We start from the raw sequence: 21744 nt of genomic DNA, 5'->3' as shown, positions 1-21744 counted from the left end.
AAGTGGCTAGGTTGATTATAAAATCTTCCTTCTGTATATTTTTAAAAATACAGAAGGGCTCTTTTATTTTACTATGAATTTATTCACTTTCTTTTGTATATTTCGCATTCAACCAAACTTGTTCATTATCAATTATTGCTTTATACCATATATTACGACCGATGAACCACGTTTCAATGACACGTATCTCTGTATCAGTGAGTTTCTTTAAGTCTCCAAATGCAGAGTTTTTCTTACCGCCCCATGGCATGTAGAATGCACTACCTTCACCGTTCAATATGACATGCTTATTATCTTGGTCTATTAAAGAAAATGTATGTGATTGAATGTCTTTTTCTTTCATCCAACCAATGACTCCATCTTCTGCACTTCGTGAAGTCGATAATAAATAATACTTCTCAAATCTATAATTTGCTGATCGGGTAATATAATATACATGATGTTTAAAGTCATTAGATGATTTTACATTCTCTCTACTATTTGGTGCTTCATATACAGATGATTTACCACCTCTAATATGGCCTAATCTACTTTCCATGTGAAGTTCATAATCATCTTTTTCTGTAATGTACTCATCTGTTTGAGAATAGATTACCGTATTACCTATTTCTTGTTTATTATCTGTTGTGGCTGGAGACGATAATATATTATTACGGTATTCATCGCGTTCTTTCTTTGTCATCTTTTGCCATTTTCTTAAATATCTTTCATACATGCCGAGAACTTCATTCGTTTCACCATATGCTTTAACACGACCAAATTCTAACCAAAGTATTTTGTTACAAAATTGCTTCATTTGACCGAGCGAGTGCGAGACGAAAATCATCGTCTTTCCTTGCTCTTTAAACTCTTTCATCTTCTGTAAACTTTTCTCAGCAAATGCCTTATCACCAACTGACAGTGCCTCATCGATAATGAGTACATCAGGATCCACACTTACTGAAATTGCAAAACCAAGTCTAGACCTCATACCACTAGAGTATGACTTTACTGGCTGATCAATAAATTCCCCTAGCTCTGAAAATTCGATTATTTCTGGCTCTAATTCTTTAATTTCCTGTTTACTAAATCCGAGCATTAAACATTTTAACTCAATGTTCTCTCTGCCTGTTAAATTGTTATTGAGTCCTGCAGCAACTGCAATTAAAGCAACATCACCACGGGTATGTACCTCTCCTTTTGTTTCGGGTACAATTCCTGCGATAATATTAGATAATGTTGATTTACCAGATCCATTTGTTCCAATAAATCCAACAACATCACCTTCATATGCTGAAAAACTCACAGAATCTAGTGCATAAAAAGCTTTTCCATATTTTTCTTTATTAAACAAATTTAAAAACTTTTCTTTAGAGTCATTGAACAACGTATATTTTTTTGAAACATCTTTTACTTCTATAACTTTCTCCATATTATCCAACCTCTATAAGTAATCAATAAAGTTTCTTCTAAATCTCATGTGAAGCGTTGCACCTATTAATAATAATATTAATACTACTGCCCAGAAGTATAATCCATACTTCCAATGTTCAATAATGTACCACCCTGAACCTAAAAATGCATATCGATATCCATCAATGACGTAGATAAGTGGGTTAAATTTTAATACGTACATCACTTTCGGGAAATCACTTAACATCGTTAATGGCCACAGTACTCCTGAAACATATAGACCCATTCTGAGTGTTGAGTTTAAAAACAGGTGCACATCTCTGATAATTGTAGATAACGTCGACATAATTAAGCCAAATGCAAAAGTAAAGACGTATAAACAAAAGATGAAGTATACGACCTGTATTAAATAAATTGAAACATAATATCCATAAATTTGATGTACGATAAGTGCAATAACTAGCATTCCAAAATGTATATAAATTTTAGACAAAATAGGAATATTCGGTATAACACTCATTGGGAAGTTCATTTTAGATAACATTCTAAGTCTAGTATATATAGATTTAGATGCTTCTATAGAAGCTTGGTAGAAAAAAATCCACACTAAAAACCCTACAATTAGCCATAGTATAAATGGTGTCTCATTGCCATTTACAATTACAGGTGCACGGTCTCTTAGTGTTCCAAATACGAACCAATAGATTAATATTTGTGTGAGTGGATTTAATAACTCCCAGAACATTCCAAGATAATTGTTTTTATTACTACTTTTTAATTCATATAATGACAATCGTCGTGCTAAGTAGAAATATTCTATTTGTTCTTGTATTAGTTTAATTAAAGATTTCATTTTATTCCCTTTCAATAATTACCGTAAAATACTTTTCATTACACGTTCAGACGCTTTTCCGTCTTCTAATGCGCAAAACTTTTCTCTAAACTCTTGTCGAACGACAGAATAATCTTGTGACTCAATATTCTGTATAGCGTTTATAACTTCATCAGTATTGTACAATAAAGGACCTGGTGCTTTTTGTTCAAAATCAAAATAAAATCCTCTAACTACATCACGGTAACTGTCAATGTCATACGTAAAGAACATCATCGGACGGTTTAAAATTGCATAATCAAAAAACACAGAAGAATAGTCGGTAATTAACATATCCGATACTAAGTATAGATCACGAATATCTTCATAACTTGAAAAATCTAACACGAACCCATTGTATTTTTCTACATCTATATTCTCAGCAATTAAGTAATGCATGCGTAGTAAAATTATATAATCATTGCCTAATTCTTTTTGCATATGCTCTAAATCGAGCTGGATATCAAATTTATAACGTCCACGCTCATGATATTCATTATCTCTCCACGTTGGTGCATAAAGAATTACTTTTTTGCCGCGTTTGATTCCAAGTTCGACTTTGAGTTTATGAATATAATCCGAATTATTAAAGTTGACTAAGTAATCATTTCTAGGATATCCCGTCTCTAACATATCTTTATTAAAGTTAAATGCGCGTTTAAATATTTCTGTTGAATATGGATTCGGAGATATTAAATAATCCCATTTACTAGATTCTTTAGTAAAGTTTTTCTTATATCTTTCTGTGTCTGTATCAGCCATAAGTACTTCATCCATATCTAATGCTAGACGCTTTAACGGCGTACCATGCCATGTTTGTAAATACTTTGTAGATCTTGGCTTAGGAATCCATAAGGGTAATCTACTATTTGAAACCCATATATGTGATGTATTCATTGCGATTAACCACTTTAGTGAGAATCTCTTAAAATACGGCACGCCATGTTCTTCGAATGTTTTTACGTGACGCTTATCCGCACTCCAGATAAGTTCGTATTCGCTATAATGCATTTTCATATATTCATATAATGCACGAGGATTATCACTGAATTGCTTTCCTAAAAAACTTTCGAACATAATTCTCTTTTTATTTTTAGGTAGAATTAGACCTGCAGTAAAAAAGATAAACTTGTATATATTTAACCAAAATGACTTTAAAAATTTCATTTAAATCTACTTTCTTTCTTCATTAATTATAATATATAGACTATATTATACCGAAGTTTTGTCAAAATGCGTAAAGTAATATACTATAACAATCGTAATTTGTACAGTTTTGGTATAGACTGAAAAGATAGAAATAAATATTAAGGTGAAATCCAATGAAAAAGATTATAACATATGGAACTTTTGACTTATTACATGTTGGACATATCAATATTTTAAAACGTGCGAAAGAGATGGGAGATTATCTAGTTGTCGGCTTATCTACAGATAGCTTCAATAGCTTAAAACATAAAGAAGCATATCACTCATATGAAGATCGTAAACTTATTTTAGAAGCGATTAAATATGTCGATGAGGTAATTCCAGAAAATAGTTGGAATCAAAAACGTGATGACGTAAAAAATCACAACATTGACACATTCGTAATGGGTCATGACTGGGAAGGTGAATTCGACTTTTTAAATGATTTATGTGAAGTCGTATACCTACCGAGAACCGAGGGTGTATCAACAACTAAAATTAAGAAAGATCTGAATCAAAATGATTAAAGAACTTTTTATACGTGTGTACAATTTTATTGTCTCACGTTTCTTTTTATTGATGCGTGTATTACCATTAAAAAACTCAGTCGTGATTTTAACCTCTTTTGGCGATAATATCGATTATATTATTCGCCATCCAAAGATGCGTCTTTACGATGAAGTAATTATTTTTTCATCGCGTCAGTATGATTTTAAAACGTTTGATAACGTTAAAGTGTACACACAGAGTAATTTAAGCGTTAAAGAATTATATGAAATTGGTCGTGCAAAAAATATTATTGTCGATAATCATTTCCCTGTAATTGGTGGTATGTCTACATTAAAACCTTATGTTAAAGTATTTCAAACGTGGCATGCGGTTGGTGCTGTAAAGGCGTTTGGGTTAATGGATGAGTCATTTAAACACCGTCCAGACTGTGCAAAAACTCGGTTTAAAAAAACGTATCAAAATGTGGATTATTATGTCGCTGGATCTAAACGTATGGCAGATATTTTTAAACAGACGTTTTCTATTGATGATAAAAAAATCATAAAAGCAGCGATGCCACGTCTTGATTTTTATAGAGAACAGTCGAATATTCAATCGACTCGAGATAATGTTCGAAGTCGCTTAAATTTAGACGACGAAGTTATCGTTGTAACGTATGCGCCGACGTATCGAGAAAATCAGTTTAATATTTCTGATATACCACTCGACATCTCTAAAATGAGTCAACAGTTACCGAGCAATTATAGAATCGCGTTAAGACTACACCCTACTGTACAGTTAGACACTGATATTAAGGGTGTCATTGATCTAAATGACGGATTTTCGTTAGAAGAAGTGCTAAGTGTGACTGATATTTTAATTACAGACTACTCTTCTGTCGGCTTTGAATTTGCGAACCTTATGCGCCCAGTTATCTATTATCCTTATGATTTAGATGAGTATAAGAATACAAAAGGTTTAATAGATGATTATGAATCTCTCGTCACGACAAATATCGCATATAGCACAGATAATATTCTTGAAATGATTAAAAATGATGACTTCTCTGCGGAAGAAATACGTCAATTTAAAGATCTTTGGAATGATTATAACAACCAAAATAATACAAATACTCTTTTATCAATGTTACAATAAAGGTTATTATATTATTTTGAAGTTCGGAGATTACTATGAAAAAATTCCTTAAAATTATTTTCGTCATACTTTTAGTACTCGGCATTGCTGGGGCCGCTTATGGTGGTTATATATACTATACAGTCAACAAAGGAGTAAACTCTTCATTTTCCGGATTAGAGGATAAGTCGAAACTTCGTGAAGATGGTGAAGAAGTAGATATCGAAGATAGTTTTACAGTACTAATATTAGGAATTGACGAAAACGAAAAACGTGCTAAAAAAGAACAATTAAAAAGAGATGAATTTAGAACGGATACGATGATATTAGCTACGTTCGATCGTGAAGGTAACGTCATTAAAATGATCAACATCCCTCGCGATACGCTAAGTCTAATTAGTGATGAACAAGCATTCGACAAAATCAACCACGCACATGCGCTCGGTGGAATTGAAGGAGCTGTCGATTCAGTCGAAAACTTATTCAATATCCCTGTCGACTTTTACATTCGCGTAAACTTTGATTCTGTAGTAGATATCGTAAATACACTTGGTGGAGTTGAGTTCGATGTACCATTTGATATGGAAGAACCAAACCAAGATGATTCAGGTAAAATAAAAGTAAAAAAAGGAAAACGAATGTTAACAGGTGAAGAGGCACTTGCGGTAGTGAGAAGTCGCCGAGTGGATTCAGACTTCGGACGTGGTGAACGTCAAATGCAAATGATTCAGGCGATTATGAATCGTTCAAAATCTACTGGTGCAATTACAAAAATCGATAAACTCGTCGATGTTGTATCTGAAAATGTCACACATAACTTTACGATGAATGAAATTACAAACTTAGCAAAATATTTTGCAAGTCATGATGTTAAATTTGAAACAACAAGATTACTCGGTGAAGATTATATTGGATATACTGGTGCGTATTACTACAAACCAAGTGAAGAGCATTTATTTGTATTAAGTCGAACGTTACGAGAGATTCTTGATTTAAAAGCACCAGACGTAAATGACTTCGCAAATATTCGCCTGTCCTACTGGCTAAACCCAACAGTTTTAATCGGTGAGGATATTATTAACAATTATAAACTTGAAGGTGAAGACATACCGTTTTTTGCCGATCCAGCATATAAAAGTAAGTATGGTGACGGCTTTAACATTCCAAAAGAACAATTAGAAAACTATGAAGACAATGAAGGCGACACAGATGTTAGTCAACCTGACGGACAAGACTACACTGAACCAACAGAAGAAGAATATTTAGATGAGTCAAATGATGACGATTATTATTACGATCCAGGGACAAATCCTAGAGATGAATACTTCCCACCTGAGCGTGATGATAGAGAGAATTATGAATAGTGTTATATAATGACTAGGTACTGCCTAGTCATTATTTTTTTAGGAGTGTCTATTATGAATATATATATTACAGATGATAAGAAATACTACGATGATTGCGTGGATATTAGAAATAAAGTATTTGTAGAAGAACAAGGTGTTCCAGCTGATTTAGAATTAGATGAGTACGAAGAAGAATGCGTTCATATCATTTTACTATTTAACGATGAACCAGCCGGTACAGTACGTTACCGAGTGCTTGATGATTCTACAATTAAAGTCGAAAGAATGGCTGTTTTAAAAGAATATAGAAAGCTCGGATTCGGACATAACTTAATGACGTTCGTTCATATTCATGCGAGACAACAAGGTTACGTATGGGCAAAACTTGGTGCACAAACTCACGCGATTAAATTTTATAACAAACTCGGCTATGAAAATTTTTCCGATGAATATTTAGACGCAAACATCCCACATATCGATATGATTAAACAGTTGTAATAAAAAAACTCTAACAAAAATGTTAGAGTTTTTTTCGTTCCACCGCTTCATATATACGTTCACAGTTATGTTGATCTTGATATTTAATAATGCCACTAATATCTTTTACTTTATTTTCATAGTTATGTTTAATCGAATCTTCGATATAGCTAATCAGAAGTTCTTCTGTTTCCGCGATATCTCCTAAAAATGTTTCATTTACAGGTCGTAATATCCCTCTATTAAAGAATCGATCTTCGTCGAAGTGATAGTATATTACTGGTTTTTTCATCATTGTAAAGTCAAAACTTACACTACTAAAATCTGTAATGAGTAACGCATGTTCAATGAGTAAATCTTGTACAGTACGTTCTCCTAGCGTAATAAATTCAATGTTATCTGTCGCTTCAATATGCTCTTTTGTAAAGAACTGCTGTGCACGATAATGCGGGTAGAAATTTAATTTGACGTTATATTTTTTTAGTACTTCATGAAGGCGTTCGTTTTCGATTAAATTTTTATAACGGTGATAATACTCACTGTTTAAAAATCGTTCGTCAGTGTTAATCCAGTCACGCCACGTCGGCATAAGTAATATGTCTTTCCCTTTTTTGCCAATCGGTAATTGGTCAAATCGTGCAAGACCTGTAACGATGACTTCATCTTCATCGTATCCCATCTCTTCAACGACGACGTCGTACTTCTCACTTGAACTCGATACGATAAATATATCAAACGGATCCTCATAGTATTTTTTATGATATTCAGCTGGTTTTCTACCGAGTACACCGTGCTGTAGAAACACTTTAAAAGTATCACCATAGTTAAAGAATTCTTTCGCTGGTTTGTACGGTAAAATATTTTCAAAATCGTGCGTACATAGTAATACCCCTGCTCTTAAACTAATATCATAGTGTGCTTCACTACCAAAAACGAGTACGTTTTTTTCGTCTTTAATCTTTTCATAATCTTTAGATTCTCCGTCTATCACATAGTACGCTTCGACTTGTTTGTCTTGTAAATATTTAAACAATGCATATCCATTTTCTTGTGCAGTATCTGTACGTTCTCCGAGTAACCATATATTGTTGTCTCGCGTGACATTCGTGTTGACTGATTTTGGTACAACAAATGTTTCGATTTTTAAATTGTTAAATGGTGTTGTCGTCACGAGTAAATAAACTTCTCGGTCTTTTTCATGAACAATTTTTAAATCGTAAAAATTATCTTTTTTATAATCTGAATGTTTGTATGGGATTTTTTCTCTTGCGATGATGTCGCCGTCTTCATTTCTCATACCGACGTAAATATCAATCACTGTCTTACCACGACTCATCAAATTGATGATATCTTCAGGTACTACTTTTATTTTAAATTTATCGTCTACTGGATATTCGACAGTTTTTTGACTGATACGATCTTCAAATATAATGACGTTCTCAGCATTAGAGAACGACTCTCTCCCCTTCATAAAACCTTTAAACGTAAAGTCTTTAATAGATGTCATACGTCTTCTTATACGTGGACGAGATACTTTAAAACCTAAGTAGTTGTCTTTTCTTCTATAAAAATGAGTGTTGAGATACTCATTGTCATGAAGATGTTTACCGACCATATCATCGGTAATTTTTGCATATCGAATATCAAGTTGATACACGATACCATCATTTATAAAGTTGATTTTTTTATTTGTAAATCCGTCAATCAGCACTCCAATTGGTATATCACATCGTAATTGATCTGTTAAATCGATATCCACCGACGTATCAAGCCTCGGGTTAAAGATACTTAATTTCGGTTGATTGATTAATATATCTTTTTCTAATTGAATATTGACTGTGACGACGTTATCTTTTATTTCACTCACGTAAAATGATTCGAGCACGATCACATGCTCTTTAACTTCAAGCGTTAACTCCGGCTCTGTCTTAAGTGTGTACGAATAATATTCAGTAAAAAGTTCGTGTTCTTTTAATTTGCCTTTTAATAAATAAACATCTTCTTTTTGAGCGATATAAAATACCGCTTCACCGTTTGTAAGTTGTTCTAGCCCCGTTACTTTTAACGTATAATCATCAACTAACGTCGTCGGTATTTCTACGAACTTATGAATATAACTTAAAAAGAGTACAGAATCTTTGTCCACTTTCGTATTAAACGTTAACACTAAAGAATCTTTTAATACGTTCGCGTCATTTACAAGTTGTGTTTCATCAGTAAAGTTTAACGTCATATATCGTTTAGAAATATGTACATCTCTTTTTACTTTAATGTTATATAGTTTATTGTTCACAAAATATTGAGTACGCGCTTTAAGTTCCTTACTTCGTTTTATACGCATCTTCTCGTTAAACGAATATAACTGAACGGATAGATTGTCTGGCTCATCATTAAAATACGCTTCAGACACACGTACTGTAATTAAATCGTCATTATACTCGCATGGAACTGCGTGTTCTATTTCATCGATTAAAACAGTCGCATTATAATTTGAAATCACACGTATATTAATAAACGGGAGGACTTTATAAGTAAATATAAAGTCGCCCCCTCTTCTATTAATACCGATGAGTTCAATTTCTTTTGTAAATCGTTCTCTCACATGTTTAGAGAAATAATTTGTAAATCGACTCATACATATTCACCTTTAACTTTCATCAAAATTATTGACGACACCTAAAATCTCTATGCCACTTTCTTCTAGTCTTGAAGCCAGTTCGTTTGACTGAACGATATGACGTTCCTTATTTTTTACAATCACCGCCGCATCGATTGCTTCTTTAGTTGCATCGACATTCGCCGCGTCATACATTCTCATGCCAGCATCAATAATACAATAATCAAATTTATTTCTTAACGTGCCAATGATATATTTAAATTTACTCGATAAAAAGACTTCGTTTCCAATCGACGTTTGTAGCCCAACATGAATCATAGAAAGTCCATATACTGGTGTGTCATACGTCACTGATAGTATGCTTTTGTCAGTCGCTATCGCATCTGTAATACCGCTTCTTAATTGAACGTGAAATGTGTCGTGAATTGTCGGGTCGTCTAAATTTGCATCTAGATATACGACATTCGCGCCCCTACGTGCTAAAGCGATCGCAACGTTAGTTGCGATTGTCGTAACCCCTTCTTTTTGATATTCAGATGCAAATAATAACACTCGTTGCTTGTTTTGTGTGTAATATTTAATACGGTCTGCGATATTAAAATATTTTAAAGCGACATCACTTTCTGGCTCATTCACTACGATATGTCTTCTATTATCTAACATATATTATCACTCACTTACACTAATATTTTGGTATCGAACCAAGTACCGTATAATCTGATTCCGCTGATTTACGTTTGCCGACACATGGTTTTTGAAATGTGTCAATTAACGTACCAACAAAATATCCAATAATAAGCCCAACAATAACGTAGATTAATTTAACTTTATGTGACTTGTCTTCTACTACACCGTCATCTGGAGCTGTCACATACTCCACTGTACTCCCTTGTACAAATGTTTCTATTTCATCAGTAGCGATTTGTGCAAGGCTCTCTGTGATCAGTATAGAGTCGCGTCTATTGTCTAAACTTACCGAAACTTTTAAAGTATCTGAATCTTCGTTATACGTGACAGTAATCTTCTCTTTTAATTTTTGAACAGGAAGCGTAATGTTCTCTTGTTCTTTTAGTTTTGTAACGACTTTATCAGATTTAATAATCGCCTCATAAATTCCTGGATCTACTGATTCTTCCGTATGCACGTTAAATTCAGCAGTCGCGTTGTACTGGTTATCAATAAAAAACAATGTAAATAACGACGCAACTATTCCACCAATTAATATACTCGCTAATAATATAAAATCTTTACTTGATACATTACGTTTTGACATAGAATCTTCCTTAACGTTTAATCATTTTTTAGTAGTGTTTTTATCATAAAACTAAACACTTTAATATTTCTTTTAATGCGTTCTGGTTGTTTAATCATGCGGTACAACCATTCTAAGTTTAATTTAATCCAAATATCTGGCGCACGTTTCACTGCTTTCGCATGGACGTCTAAACTTCCACCAACACCGATGAATAGCCCTTTTTGTGCATTTTTAATATGACGATCGATGAATAATTCTTGCTTTGGTGCACCGAGCGCGACGAATACGATATCTGGTGACTGTTCATAAATCTCATCATGAATTTTTTCATCATCAATATCGATATATCCGTGATGTCTGCCGACAATATTTAAATTCGGATAAGTCGATTGAATTTGTTTTGCCGCCTCTTTATTGACAGACTCTTTTGCACCGAGTAAATACACACTTAAATTTTCGTCATCAGCATATTGAAGTAAATCGACCGTTAAATCAAACCCGGTAATTCGCTCTTTTATCGGACGTCTTTTTAACTTGGAAAGTAATACAACTCCGATACCATCCGGCGTGACATAATCCGCACGTTTAACGACATGTTGAAATTCGTTATCTTCTTTTGTTTTCATTAAAATTTCTGGGTTTGCTGTTACGACGAACGTCTTTTCTTTTTGCTCAAGACGTCTCTTTAGTTCGTCTACAAACTGTTCATGTGTCGTATTTACAAACGGAATTCCAAGTAAATGTACTACCCTTTTAATCATGTCTTTCACTACTTTCAGTCTTATCTATATCATACATGATTTTTAAACTTTTTTCTTAATTATTCGGGCTCTTTTTTTGTTGTAAAATACGTTCGAGTTGTAGAATCGGAACGTAACCAATCGTAACTTTTCCATCTTGTTCTATATACGTTGGCAATTTATCGACCTCAGTAAATGGAACTTTTCCGCGTTCAAAACGCCCAATAATCGTGTAAAACCTATGAATCAGTCGTGTAATATCGTCTAATATACTTTGTGATATCCTAGCGACTTCGATATGGATAAATGGATTTTCTTTTTCTTTTTTAGGATATCGATATTTTTTAATCCAATGAATGTCTTTTTGAGACATTTCATCTTTTGATTTATACTCAATCGCAAAAAATGGGAGTCTATCGTCTTCTTTAAACGCTTCGTCAAATTGTTGTCTAAAACTATAAAACTCTAAATGGTTTTCTTCTTTACGAATGACGTACTGCTCTCCATTTTGTTGGATATAAAAGATCGTACTGTTCGGTACACGGTATGTTTTTTTAATATCGATATATAAATCTGACATTTTAATAAACTGTGTATAGTCTAAATCTAAGTGTGCGATATTTTTATCTTTACTTTCTAAAATTGAGAGTTCTAGCGTTAAATCATCTGACGATAACTTCGCTTTATTTAAAGCATCGAACAACTTATTTAACTTCATTTCATACAATTCGCTATACGAATACTCACCATATGTTAGCTTAGATACTTCATGTGTTAAATATGGTAAATCGTCTGTTAACAACGCAATCAAATCTCTTACTTTTTGATCAAGTGATAATTTATATTTAAAAATTTGTAATTGATGCGTACTATCTTTAACTTTGACTTTAATTTCCATACAATCCCTCTTTTCGCATCATGTCATTAGCTTATATTATACATTGTTTTTTTAGTTTCTGCGCTTAAATATCTTCTTCTAAAATGTCTAAACTTCACGTACCTGTCATATATTTGCGTCGCTTTTACATACTGACTTTCACATTGGTTATATGAAATTTCGACATCTAACGTATCTCCACATATAAACTCAATCGTCGTACCACTTTCACGTTTTATACACCGATATACTTTAGCCAAATTAATAAAATACACGTTCTTATTTTTATTTGAATTTAACGGAAACATAATAAATTGATATTCGAGATCCACACAAATCGGTATCATACGATGGATGTTGAAATTCAATTGAACATGTTTACGTATTGCAGATAGATTCGTCGCATAAAAATATGTTAAATACTCATTTAACCAGTTTTCCGACGATTTCTTATATTGAACGATACCAGAATCTGATACTGCTTGACACATATATGTCGGATCATAAATCGGTTCTATATATTTAACGTCTCTTGTAAAATATGGTAATCCTTTCATAGGAAGTCCTCTTTCATATAAATTATAGTATTAGAACGAATTATACATCATTTCATGTTTAAATACATTACATTGTTAACCATTATTATAGTTAAGGTTAACTTTTGTTAATTAAGACGCCTGTTTGAACGATTAAAAACCCGGTACATTACACATATCCGGAAATAATTTAAGAATCGATTCTTACAGGAGTCACAATGGAAAAGATTATATCGTATGAACCGATGATTGCTTCAATTATTAACAGGCTGAATATTTTATATGACCGAGATGAGTATATGCAAATTGGCCGATTAGCGGTTTACGAAGCGTTAAACAAGCACGACGAGTCCAAATGTAAAGAATCACAATTTGTCTACACGATGATTTATCAACGTTTAATCGATGAAATTCGAAAAAATGCACGTCGATTAGAGCGATATCAAGTGACAGAAGATGGAGTTCTACATACGATCCCTATCGATTCTATCGATGCGAATTTGTATTTAATCGGTGTAAAAGAAAAACTAACTGAGCGAGAATATGCATGGCTACTTATGACGATTGATGGATATGCACTCGTTGAGATCGCCAAACATTTAGGGGTGAGTTTATCAACAGCAAAAAACATAAGAAAACAAGCGAGAAAAACGTTGTATACACACTTCTATTGAGAAAAATAGTTGAAAATTGTATAATAGTATAATGATTATTTGGAGGGGTTACGATGAGTAAGAACAAAGACGAAGTAGAAATTGTACCAGCAGAAATCGGAGATATTGTTGAGTTCGATGGCATGCTTGGTAAAGTTGAAAAAATCAACGAAAATTCAGTCATCGTCGACATTACAATAAACGAGGACTGGAACGAAAACGAAGATTTTGAAAAGACAGTAGTAAACCATAAACGATATACAATCAAAAAATAATGATTAAGGCGTAAGCTCGAATGCTTACGCCTTTTTTCTTTTTATTCTTATTTCTAACCAACTGTTAAATGCTCTGTCGGATATTTGATTATCGTCTTTTTCTTGCTGCCAAAACTTAATAAGAAACTCACAAAACCGACACGGCCAATAAACATCAGTGCAATCAATATAAGCTCACTGCTTGTCTGTAAGTCATTTGTTATGCCCATCGACATCCCGCACGTTCCGAACGCGCTCGATACTTCAAAGATGATAGACATTAAACTATGTTTGTCACCTTCAACAAACGTGATGACGGATATTCCTAAAAATAGTAAAACAATTGACATGACGAACACGACAAATGCGCGTTCAACATCTTGTTTTGCGATCGTCCGTTTAAATATCGTCGGGTATTCTTTACTTCTTGCAAATGCAATTACTGTCAGTAACAAAATCGCAAATGTCGTCGTACGAATCCCCCCACCCGCACTGGATGGTGATGATCCGATAAACATTAACATACTTAAAACAAGCTGTGTGGCTTCGTTTAGTAGCGACGGGTCTTCGATAACGATTCCTGCACTTCTTGACGATACACTCATAAACGAGGCGTTCATCATTTTAGTAATAAATGAATCTTGAAAACGCGGACCATTCCACTCGATGATTAAATAAAACACTGTACCAATTACATAAAGTAACGCATACATCGTCGTCGTCACTTTCGTAAACAAACTAAATCTAAAGTGAGGGTTTTTATGACTAAAGAACTCTTTCACTTCGATTAATACAGGATATCCAATCGCTCCGAGAACGATTTGGAACATTACTGGAACCGTAAGAAAGAAGTTTGTACTATGTCCGATCAACGATTGATGATATAAATCAAATCCAGCGTTTGTCGTCGCAGATACTGATAAAAACGTCCCTTGAAGGAGTGCATCTTTAAACGAACCGGTTAAATAATAAAACACTGACGTATAAATAATTGCACCAATCAGTTCGATTAAAAACAGTAAAGACACGATATTTAAAACGAGCTTTACCCCACCTGCAATTGCGGATTGGTTGTTGTCGACCATGATTGCTGCTCGGTTTCTTAATGTGATCTTTCTACCGAGTAAAATCCATATAAACGTCGACGTCGCCATAATACCAATACCGCCGAGGTTGAGTATGAACATTAGGAGAATAATCCCGTACGTATTAAACGTGTCGACAATATTTACCGTCGTAAGACCCGTAACAGAGATACCTGAAGCTGTGACGAATAACGTATCCATAAATGATATGTATGTACCTTCATTATAGAAAAATGGCAGTTGCATGAGTAACGTAGAAACAATTAACGCGCCTAAATAATATAAGAATATCGAGCGTTGCGGGCTCATACGGTCTAATAAATTAATGATTATTTTCACACAGTATCTCTCCTTTAGACATACTATACGCCTATTAAATCAATCTTTCAATTTAATTTACGATAAAAAAACGAGCATTACTGCTCGTTTAAAATCTTATTATAACTGGACGTCAGTCTCATACTGTCTACCGTCTAAATAATACGTTACAGTAATCGTGTCGCCTGATTTTTTGTTGCCATATAAATATTGTCTAAATTCCATCGCGTTATTGACTTCAGTGTCATCTAATTTCGTAACGACCGCTAATTCTTCTAATCCTGCATATTCAGCTGGAGAACCTGGTTCAATACTTGAAAGAACGACGCCTTGTTTAACATTGCTCGGTAATTTTAAATAGTTACGTTGATCGCTCGTACTAATTAAATATAAGTCGAGCAAGCCAACTCCGATAAAAGGACGATCCACTTCTCCACCAGTTTCTAACTCTGAAACAATTGCTTTAACATCGTTTGATGGAATCGCAAAACCAATACCTTCGACATTCTCTAAACCAATTTTCATCGAGTTAATACCGATTAATTCACCTTTACTATTGACGAGTGCACCACCAGAGTTACCTGGGTTAATAGCTGCATCTGTTTGAAGTACTGCCGCTTCCCAGTCATCCGTACCGTTTCCATCAATATCAACCGGTACACGTCTATCTAATGCAGATACAATTCCTCTAGATACAGATCCACTAAACATATCACCGAGTGGTGAACCAATTGCGATTGCCTCTTCACCGACGAGTAATTTATCGCTATCTCCAAATTCGATTACATCAGTTATGTTACCTTTAGGCATTCTTAAAACTGCTAAATCTGTCCAAATATCTGTGCCTAGAATTTCTGCTTCTATACTGTCATCTTCAAGCGTGTTCACTTGAACTTCAGTTGCTTTATCAATGACGTGATTATTTGTAATAACGTAAGCATATTCGTCATCTGTTTTATAAATGACTCCAGACCCAGTTCCCGCTTCAGCGAGTGACGACTCATTACCAAATAAATTCGTTTGGCTTTGTAAGTTAATGACTGATACGACTGCAGGCTTTGCTTTTTCAACAGCTACAATCGTATCCGTAATTAATTTATCTTCGTGCTTACTTTCAATTTCTTGACGAACTTCTGCTGTGTCTTTTGTGTTGTTTACGACTTCATCTGCGTTGTTTGAATCGTTAGATAAAAAGTGATACAACGAAACGACTAAAATCGCACCGATAATACCTGCGAGTAGTCCTGGTAAAAATGATGATTTTTCACGCTTAGTTCTTGGTTTAGGCGCATCTTCTTTTTGTACTTCATGTTCTTCACGGAAATCATCGTGAGATGGTGCTTCTCTTTCATCAACATGCTCGTCTTTGACATCATCTTTTAAATCATCATCATCGATCTTTTCAAATTGAACTGTATCGTGTTCATCTAAAGCGTGCGTACGACGCCTATACTTTTCATCAAAGTTTTCTCTTCTATCATCATCATTACGCATTCATATCACCCTTTACATCTTTTTTCTTACCACCAGCAAACCATCCGATAAGGATAATGATAAGCATGACTGCCCAGAATGTTAATTTCCAAATTGGTGAATGTGGAAATTCCTCTGGTAAAATACCAACTGCTTCATGCGAGAGTGTTAACACTGCTAACTTAACACCAACCCAACCAACGATAGTAAATGCTGCGACTTCTAAACTTGGTCGTTCGGCAAGTAATTTTACGAACCAGTTCGCAAAGAAACGCATAATAATAACTCCAAGTAAACCACCGATTAACATCACTGTATATTGTCCTGCGTTTACTCCGAAGAAGTCTCCACCGACATGTGGTAACGCAAGGGCAATAGCTGCAGCTGCTAAAATCGAATCGACCGCAAACGCAATATCTGCGATTTCTACTTTAAGTACAGTCATCCAAAATCCTGAACCCTTTTTTTCGTTCTTTTCAATTAATGCGTCAATTTCTTCTTCTGATCGACCTCTATGCTTATATATATCTTTTAAATGACTAAACGAAACGTAGAATAAGTATAACGCACCGAACGCTTGGACAAACCACCATTGTACGAGCCAAACGAGTAATAGTATCGCAATCATTCTAAATATAAATGCACCGAGCAATCCGTAAAATAATGCTTTCTTACGATCTTTTGGCGATAAATGTCTCACCATAACCGCAAGTACAACCGCATTGTCTGCTGCAAGTAAACCTTCTAATACGACAAGTACAATAAGTACCCATGCGTACTCTAATAATATAGTATAATCCATTTCTTCACTCCTTAAATATAAAAAAGACCATAGTAAATAGACACTGTCTAATTACTATGGTCTCACAGAACAATAAATATTGCTTAACACACCGGGCGATTTGCCGTAATGACGATGTGTTACTAGTAAACTAGTCGTTACTCCCCATATATTATTCATTGACATTATTATACGCGTTCTAATTGATTAAAGTAAACTATATAGTTTAATTTCAGGGTATTTATCGCTAAACCATCTCAGTGCAAAATCATTTTCAAATAGAAATACTTTGTTGTCGTAACGGTCATACACAAGTGTAGAACGCTGTGTATCCATTTGATCTCTGATATCTTCTTCATTTTCGATCCAACGTGCTTGCTTATTGCCGATTGGTTCCATTACGACATCTGTATTATATTCGTTTTTCATACGGTGCTCAAATACTTCGAATTGAAGTTGACCGACTGCGCCGATAATCGGTTGATTCGTATGAATCGTCTTATAATACTGAATTGCACCTTCTTGAACGAGTTGCTCGATACCTTTATAGAAGTGCTTTTGCTTCATCACGTTTTTAGCAGAAACTTTCATAAATAACTCTGGCGTAAACTGTGGTAACTCTTTAAATTCGATATGTTTATCAGATGTTAGCGTATCTCCTATTTGATAGTTACCTGTATCGTATAACCCGATAATATCTCCAGCATACGCAACGTCTACAGTTTCTGTGTCATCCGCCATAAACATCGTCGCACGCGTGACCTTTTGTTTTTTACCTGTACGTTGTAACTTCACTTCCATGCCGCGGTTAAATTGACCGGATACGATACGTAAAAATGCGAGTCTATCTCTATGTTTTGGATCCATGTTCGCTTGAATTTTAAAGATAAATCCTGAAAATTCTTCTTCTGTCGGATCGATTACTTCACCTGATTTTGTTTCAAGTGGTTCTGGGCTCGGTGCAAAGTCAACAAACGTGTCTAAAAATTCTTCAACCCCAAAGTTAGATAATGCTGAACCGAAAAATACAGGTGTTAAATCTCCTGTTGCGATTTTTTCTTCATCGAATGCGTCCCCTGCTTCTTCGACGAGCATAAACTCTTCAATCGACTCTTGGAAGGCAGAGTCTTTTTCGATGTCGTGAGACTTTTCTAATTCGTAATCGTCGTTTAACTTCAACATCGTCTCTTCACGGTACGGATTAATTTCTTTCGTACGTCGGTTTATAATCCCGAAGAAACTTGGTCCCATACCAATTGGCCACGTCATCGGATACGTTTCAATATCTAACGTTTCTTCGATTTCTTCTAAAAGCTCAAACGGATCTTTCCCGACTCGGTCAAGTTTATTGATAAATGTAAACACTGGAATCCCACGCATTTTTGCTACTTTAAAGAGTTTTAATGTCTGAGGTTCGATCCCTTCTGCTGCGTCGATGACCATAACAGCACTGTCAACGGCCATTAGTGTACGATACGTGTCTTCTGAGAAGTCTTCGTGTCCAGGTGTATCTAAAATATTTACTTTATATCCGTCAAAATCAAACTGCATGACAGAACTCGTTACTGAGATTCCACGCTCTTGTTCGACTTTCATCCAGTCTGATGTTGCGAATTTACCTGTCTTTCTACCTTTAACGACACCCGCTTCACGAATCGCACCACCGAATAGTAATAGCTTCTCAGTTAGCGTCGTTTTCCCGGCATCCGGGTGCGAAATAATCGCAAATGTTTTTCTTTTATTGATTTCTTCTTTAAGTCCCATACAATCTCCTTAATTCAATTCTATCTATTATTAGTTTTCATATCCTGGAAAGTTATATTTTTTATACGCAAAATTTAATGCAATCAAATCATCGCGATGCGGTTCTTTAATATGATTTTCCATAATTTGATACGGCTCGCGCCCTTTTCCTGCAAGGAACACAGTATCTCCAGGTTCAGCATAATCTATAGCGATTTTTATCGCTTGTTCACGGTCGATTTCTGTCGTGTAATTATCGTGTGTCATCCCTTTTTCGACGATATCAATTAACATGTTTTTATCGTCATTACCCGGATTATCAACAGTGATTACGACATAATCTGACAGACTCGCAATACGACCCATCTCTTCGGCTTTTGAATAATCTCTTTCACCAGTCATTCCATACACTGTAATCAATTTACCATCGTTAAACGGACGAATTGTTTGAATGACTTTTTCTAACGCATCTGGCGTATGTGCAAAGTCGATGATTAAATGAATCGGTAATTCATTGTCTAACACTTCTAAACGACCAGATACAGCTTTCATTTGCTTAATTGCTTTAATCACATCATTTAAGTCGTATCCTTGTAGCCATTCACTTATAATCGCACATATTAAATTTTCAATATTGTAATCTCCAACAAATGGTGATTCTACATAAAACTCACCGTCTGGCGTGTGTAACGTAAACGTCGTACCTTCTAGACTTCCTTTAATATTTGTCGGATAAAAATCTGCACTTTCATCTAATCCATATGAAATCACTTCATAAGGTGTCATCGTAGCATATTCTTTTGACCACGGATCAGAATTGTTTAATATGACGTATTTTGTCTTTTTTAAATCTTGACCGAGTTGAGAAAAGAGTAGCCCTTTAGTGAACCCGTAGTTTTCCATCGTGCCATGAAAATCTAAATGATCTTGTGTTAAATTTGTAAATATCACAATATCAAAATCCACACCAAACGTACGCCCAAGCTTTAGTGCGTGACTCGACACTTCCATCGTAAATACTTCAGTTTCTTTTTTTACCGCTTCATTAAAATTTTTATGCAAACGAGTCGTTTCAGGAGTCGTATTTAACGATGGATACGTATCTTCGTTAATCATAAATCCATTCGTTCCTAAGTATGCACTTTTTTTATTCATACTCATACTTAAATTATGAATCATCGTTGAAACAGTCGTCTTACCATTCGTCCCAGTGACACCGACCATCGTCATACTTTCATGTGGGAAATCATATAAGTACTCTGCAAAAAGCGCAGACACTTTTACTGGGTCTTTCACTTTTAATAACCCAACGCCTTCAGGTAATTCCCTATTTCGGTCTGATAATATCATCCTACTTCCTTTTTCAATCGCTTGATCGATATAATCAAACCCGTCTGTCGTTGCACCTTTTAACGCGACAAATATCGTTCCTTCAGATACTTCTCTAGAGTCGATTGTAATATCGAATACATCTTCCGGTAACGTCCCATATATTTCTTTTATTTTTAGTAATGAAATTAGTTGTTCAGTTTTCATATTCTCACCTCTAACGGTTTGATTTCATTATACATTAATGAAAATAAAATACGCCCCTAGAGGCGTATTTATTCTGCACGTTTTTGTTGTCGTCTTTCACGTCTTCTTATAAGTACGATACTAATCTCATACAACACAATCATTGGCGTTAAAGTTATTAAATGTGTAAATACGTCTGGAGGCATAATAATCGCCGTTAAAACTAATAGTCCAAAATAGACGTATTTTCTTATAGCGACCATCATTTCTGCATTTAATAATCCAATATAATTTAAAAATAGTATGACAACAGGCAGTTGGAATATTAACCCAAACGGAATGGTCGTCATCAGTAAAAATCTCATATATTCATCTGCAGTAACAATTACTTCAAAGTTCTTTTCTCCGAGTGAAATTAAAAAGAAATAACTGACCGGGTGAACGACAAAGTATCCAAATAGTAAACCTGCTATAAATAAAATTAACATTCCTGGTAACGAACTTTTAATAAACATCGTCTCTTTTTCGACGAGTCCTGGTTTCATAAAGCCCCATAAGAACCAACAAATAAACGGTATTGATAACCCAATACTAATCGCACCAGCTGTCTGTAAGTAAAAACGAATAACCTCAAAAGGTCCTAATACGACAATATTCGCACCCTTTGACACGTATGGAAACCACCAACCGACCGTCGCAAAAATCACAATAAAGCATAAAACGACAGTGATTGCTGATTTAATAACGACAGATCTTAAATCGAGAATATGGTCCATTAAAGGCGCCATATTATCTTCTTGAGTTAGCTTTTTACGCTTTCGTCTCACTTGTACTTCTTTATATTCATCATTGTTAGACATAAATATGTACCACCTAATCCAATCAACGAATTTTTAAAAATAACGCATTAAATCATCTATCTATTATAGTACACATTGTGTTGATATAAAAGATTATAAACGTGGTTGTAGCTGATTGAAGCGGTTTTATTTTCTAACCT

At 34.6% G+C, this 21744-nt stretch carries 20 protein-coding genes and 1 pseudogene; 6 read left to right on the top strand and 15 right to left on the bottom strand.

The annotated features are described in order from the left end of the window. Positions 1–79 precede the first annotated feature (79 nt). The 3 genes and pseudogenes from tagH to HMPREF2767_RS06640 form a co-directional block, all read right to left on the bottom strand. Complete coding sequence (tagH, locus tag HMPREF2767_RS08945) at positions 80–1411, bottom strand: teichoic acids export ABC transporter ATP-binding subunit TagH (protein ID WP_070623324.1); 1332 nt, start codon at positions 1409–1411, stop codon at positions 80–82. A gap of 12 nt (positions 1412–1423) precedes the next feature. Continuing rightward, on the bottom strand, positions 1424–2245 hold the full coding sequence (locus HMPREF2767_RS06645; RefSeq protein WP_070623321.1) for an ABC transporter permease: 822 nt from the start codon (positions 2243–2245) through the stop codon (positions 1424–1426). A gap of 18 nt (positions 2246–2263) precedes the next feature. After that, positions 2264–3397 (bottom strand): annotated as a pseudogene (locus HMPREF2767_RS06640) (CDP-glycerol glycerophosphotransferase family protein); the annotation flags it as partial. A gap of 188 nt (positions 3398–3585) precedes the next feature. On the opposite strand from HMPREF2767_RS06640, the gene tagD reads away from it, so the two are divergent. Genes tagD through HMPREF2767_RS06620 form a run of 4 tightly spaced genes read left to right on the top strand, consistent with a single transcriptional unit; the run spans position 3586 to position 6918 of the window. Next, entirely contained in the window at positions 3586–3978 is a 393-nt protein-coding gene (gene tagD / locus HMPREF2767_RS06635) for a glycerol-3-phosphate cytidylyltransferase (RefSeq protein ID WP_070623315.1), read from the top strand. Further along, complete coding sequence (locus HMPREF2767_RS06630) at positions 3971–5095, top strand: CDP-glycerol glycerophosphotransferase family protein (RefSeq protein ID WP_070623312.1); 1125 nt, start codon at positions 3971–3973, stop codon at positions 5093–5095. The genes tagD and HMPREF2767_RS06630 overlap by 8 nt, the downstream gene beginning before the upstream one ends. 35 nt (positions 5096–5130) lie before the next feature. After that, positions 5131–6438: an LCP family protein gene (locus HMPREF2767_RS06625; protein WP_070623308.1), complete on the top strand. Its 1308-nt coding sequence runs from the start codon at positions 5131–5133 to the stop codon at positions 6436–6438. Positions 6439–6492: 54 nt separating this feature from the next. Further along, positions 6493–6918: a GNAT family N-acetyltransferase gene (locus HMPREF2767_RS06620; RefSeq protein WP_070457497.1), complete on the top strand. Its 426-nt coding sequence runs from the start codon at positions 6493–6495 to the stop codon at positions 6916–6918. A 22-nt stretch (positions 6919–6940) separates the two neighbouring features. Here HMPREF2767_RS06620 and HMPREF2767_RS06615 read toward each other — a convergent pair whose 3' ends face one another. Genes HMPREF2767_RS06615 through HMPREF2767_RS06590 form a run of 6 tightly spaced genes read right to left on the bottom strand, consistent with a single transcriptional unit; the run spans position 6941 to position 12943 of the window. Continuing rightward, on the bottom strand, positions 6941–9532 hold the full coding sequence (locus HMPREF2767_RS06615; RefSeq protein ID WP_070623305.1) for a CDP-glycerol glycerophosphotransferase family protein: 2592 nt from the start codon (positions 9530–9532) through the stop codon (positions 6941–6943). Between the two features lie 12 nt (positions 9533–9544). Beyond that, positions 9545–10177 (bottom strand): tyrosine-protein kinase family protein, encoded by a 633-nt coding sequence (locus HMPREF2767_RS06610; protein ID WP_070623302.1) that lies wholly within the window; start codon positions 10175–10177, stop codon positions 9545–9547. A gap of 19 nt (positions 10178–10196) precedes the next feature. Beyond that, positions 10197–10787, bottom strand: coding sequence for a YveK family protein (locus tag HMPREF2767_RS06605; protein ID WP_070623299.1), 591 nt, complete (start codon positions 10785–10787; stop codon positions 10197–10199). Positions 10788–10804: 17 nt separating this feature from the next. After that, positions 10805–11530: a WecB/TagA/CpsF family glycosyltransferase gene (locus tag HMPREF2767_RS06600; RefSeq protein ID WP_070623296.1), complete on the bottom strand. Its 726-nt coding sequence runs from the start codon at positions 11528–11530 to the stop codon at positions 10805–10807. Positions 11531–11585: 55 nt separating this feature from the next. Next, a complete protein-coding gene (locus HMPREF2767_RS06595; RefSeq protein WP_070623293.1) occupies positions 11586–12407 on the bottom strand; it encodes a hypothetical protein in 822 nt (273 codons plus the stop codon). A gap of 26 nt (positions 12408–12433) precedes the next feature. Next, the gene (locus HMPREF2767_RS06590) at positions 12434–12943 is read right to left on the bottom strand and encodes a competence protein ComK (protein WP_070623290.1); all 510 of its coding nucleotides are present in this window, start codon (positions 12941–12943) and stop codon (positions 12434–12436) included. Positions 12944–13140: 197 nt separating this feature from the next. Here HMPREF2767_RS06590 and HMPREF2767_RS06585 point away from each other — a divergent pair, with 197 nt between their 5' ends. Continuing rightward, on the top strand, positions 13141–13596 hold the full coding sequence (locus HMPREF2767_RS06585; protein ID WP_070623287.1) for a sigma-70 family RNA polymerase sigma factor: 456 nt from the start codon (positions 13141–13143) through the stop codon (positions 13594–13596). An 80-nt stretch (positions 13597–13676) separates the two neighbouring features. Continuing rightward, the gene (locus HMPREF2767_RS06580; protein ID WP_102167279.1) at positions 13677–13850 is read left to right on the top strand and encodes a DUF2187 family protein; all 174 of its coding nucleotides are present in this window, start codon (positions 13677–13679) and stop codon (positions 13848–13850) included. A gap of 53 nt (positions 13851–13903) precedes the next feature. Here HMPREF2767_RS06580 and HMPREF2767_RS06575 read toward each other — a convergent pair whose 3' ends face one another. From HMPREF2767_RS06575 to tatC, 6 genes are all read right to left on the bottom strand, one after another. Beyond that, positions 13904–15253 (bottom strand): TrkH family potassium uptake protein, encoded by a 1350-nt coding sequence (locus tag HMPREF2767_RS06575; RefSeq protein WP_246828775.1) that lies wholly within the window; start codon positions 15251–15253, stop codon positions 13904–13906. A gap of 99 nt (positions 15254–15352) precedes the next feature. Continuing rightward, positions 15353–16726 carry a S1C family serine protease gene (locus tag HMPREF2767_RS06570; RefSeq protein ID WP_070623285.1) on the bottom strand — a complete coding sequence of 458 codons (1374 nt, stop codon included), beginning with the start codon at positions 16724–16726 and terminating at the stop codon, positions 15353–15355. Then, positions 16719–17507 (bottom strand): TerC family protein, encoded by a 789-nt coding sequence (locus tag HMPREF2767_RS06565; protein WP_070623282.1) that lies wholly within the window; start codon positions 17505–17507, stop codon positions 16719–16721. The genes HMPREF2767_RS06570 and HMPREF2767_RS06565 overlap by 8 nt, the downstream gene beginning before the upstream one ends. Before the next feature lie 186 nt (positions 17508–17693). Continuing rightward, complete coding sequence (locus HMPREF2767_RS06560; protein WP_070457479.1) at positions 17694–19250, bottom strand: peptide chain release factor 3; 1557 nt, start codon at positions 19248–19250, stop codon at positions 17694–17696. A gap of 30 nt (positions 19251–19280) precedes the next feature. Then, positions 19281–20765 (bottom strand): UDP-N-acetylmuramoyl-L-alanyl-D-glutamate--2,6-diaminopimelate ligase, encoded by a 1485-nt coding sequence (locus HMPREF2767_RS06555; protein ID WP_070623279.1) that lies wholly within the window; start codon positions 20763–20765, stop codon positions 19281–19283. A gap of 68 nt (positions 20766–20833) precedes the next feature. Next, positions 20834–21604: a twin-arginine translocase subunit TatC gene (gene tatC / locus HMPREF2767_RS06550; protein ID WP_070623276.1), complete on the bottom strand. Its 771-nt coding sequence runs from the start codon at positions 21602–21604 to the stop codon at positions 20834–20836. Positions 21605–21744 lie beyond the last annotated feature (140 nt).

Origin of the sequence: Nosocomiicoccus sp. HMSC067E10 (genome assembly GCF_001810835.1) — a bacterium.
GTDB lineage: Bacteria > Bacillota > Bacilli > Staphylococcales > Salinicoccaceae > Nosocomiicoccus > Nosocomiicoccus ampullae_A.
This window is presented reverse-complemented; position numbering and strand designations above follow the sequence as displayed.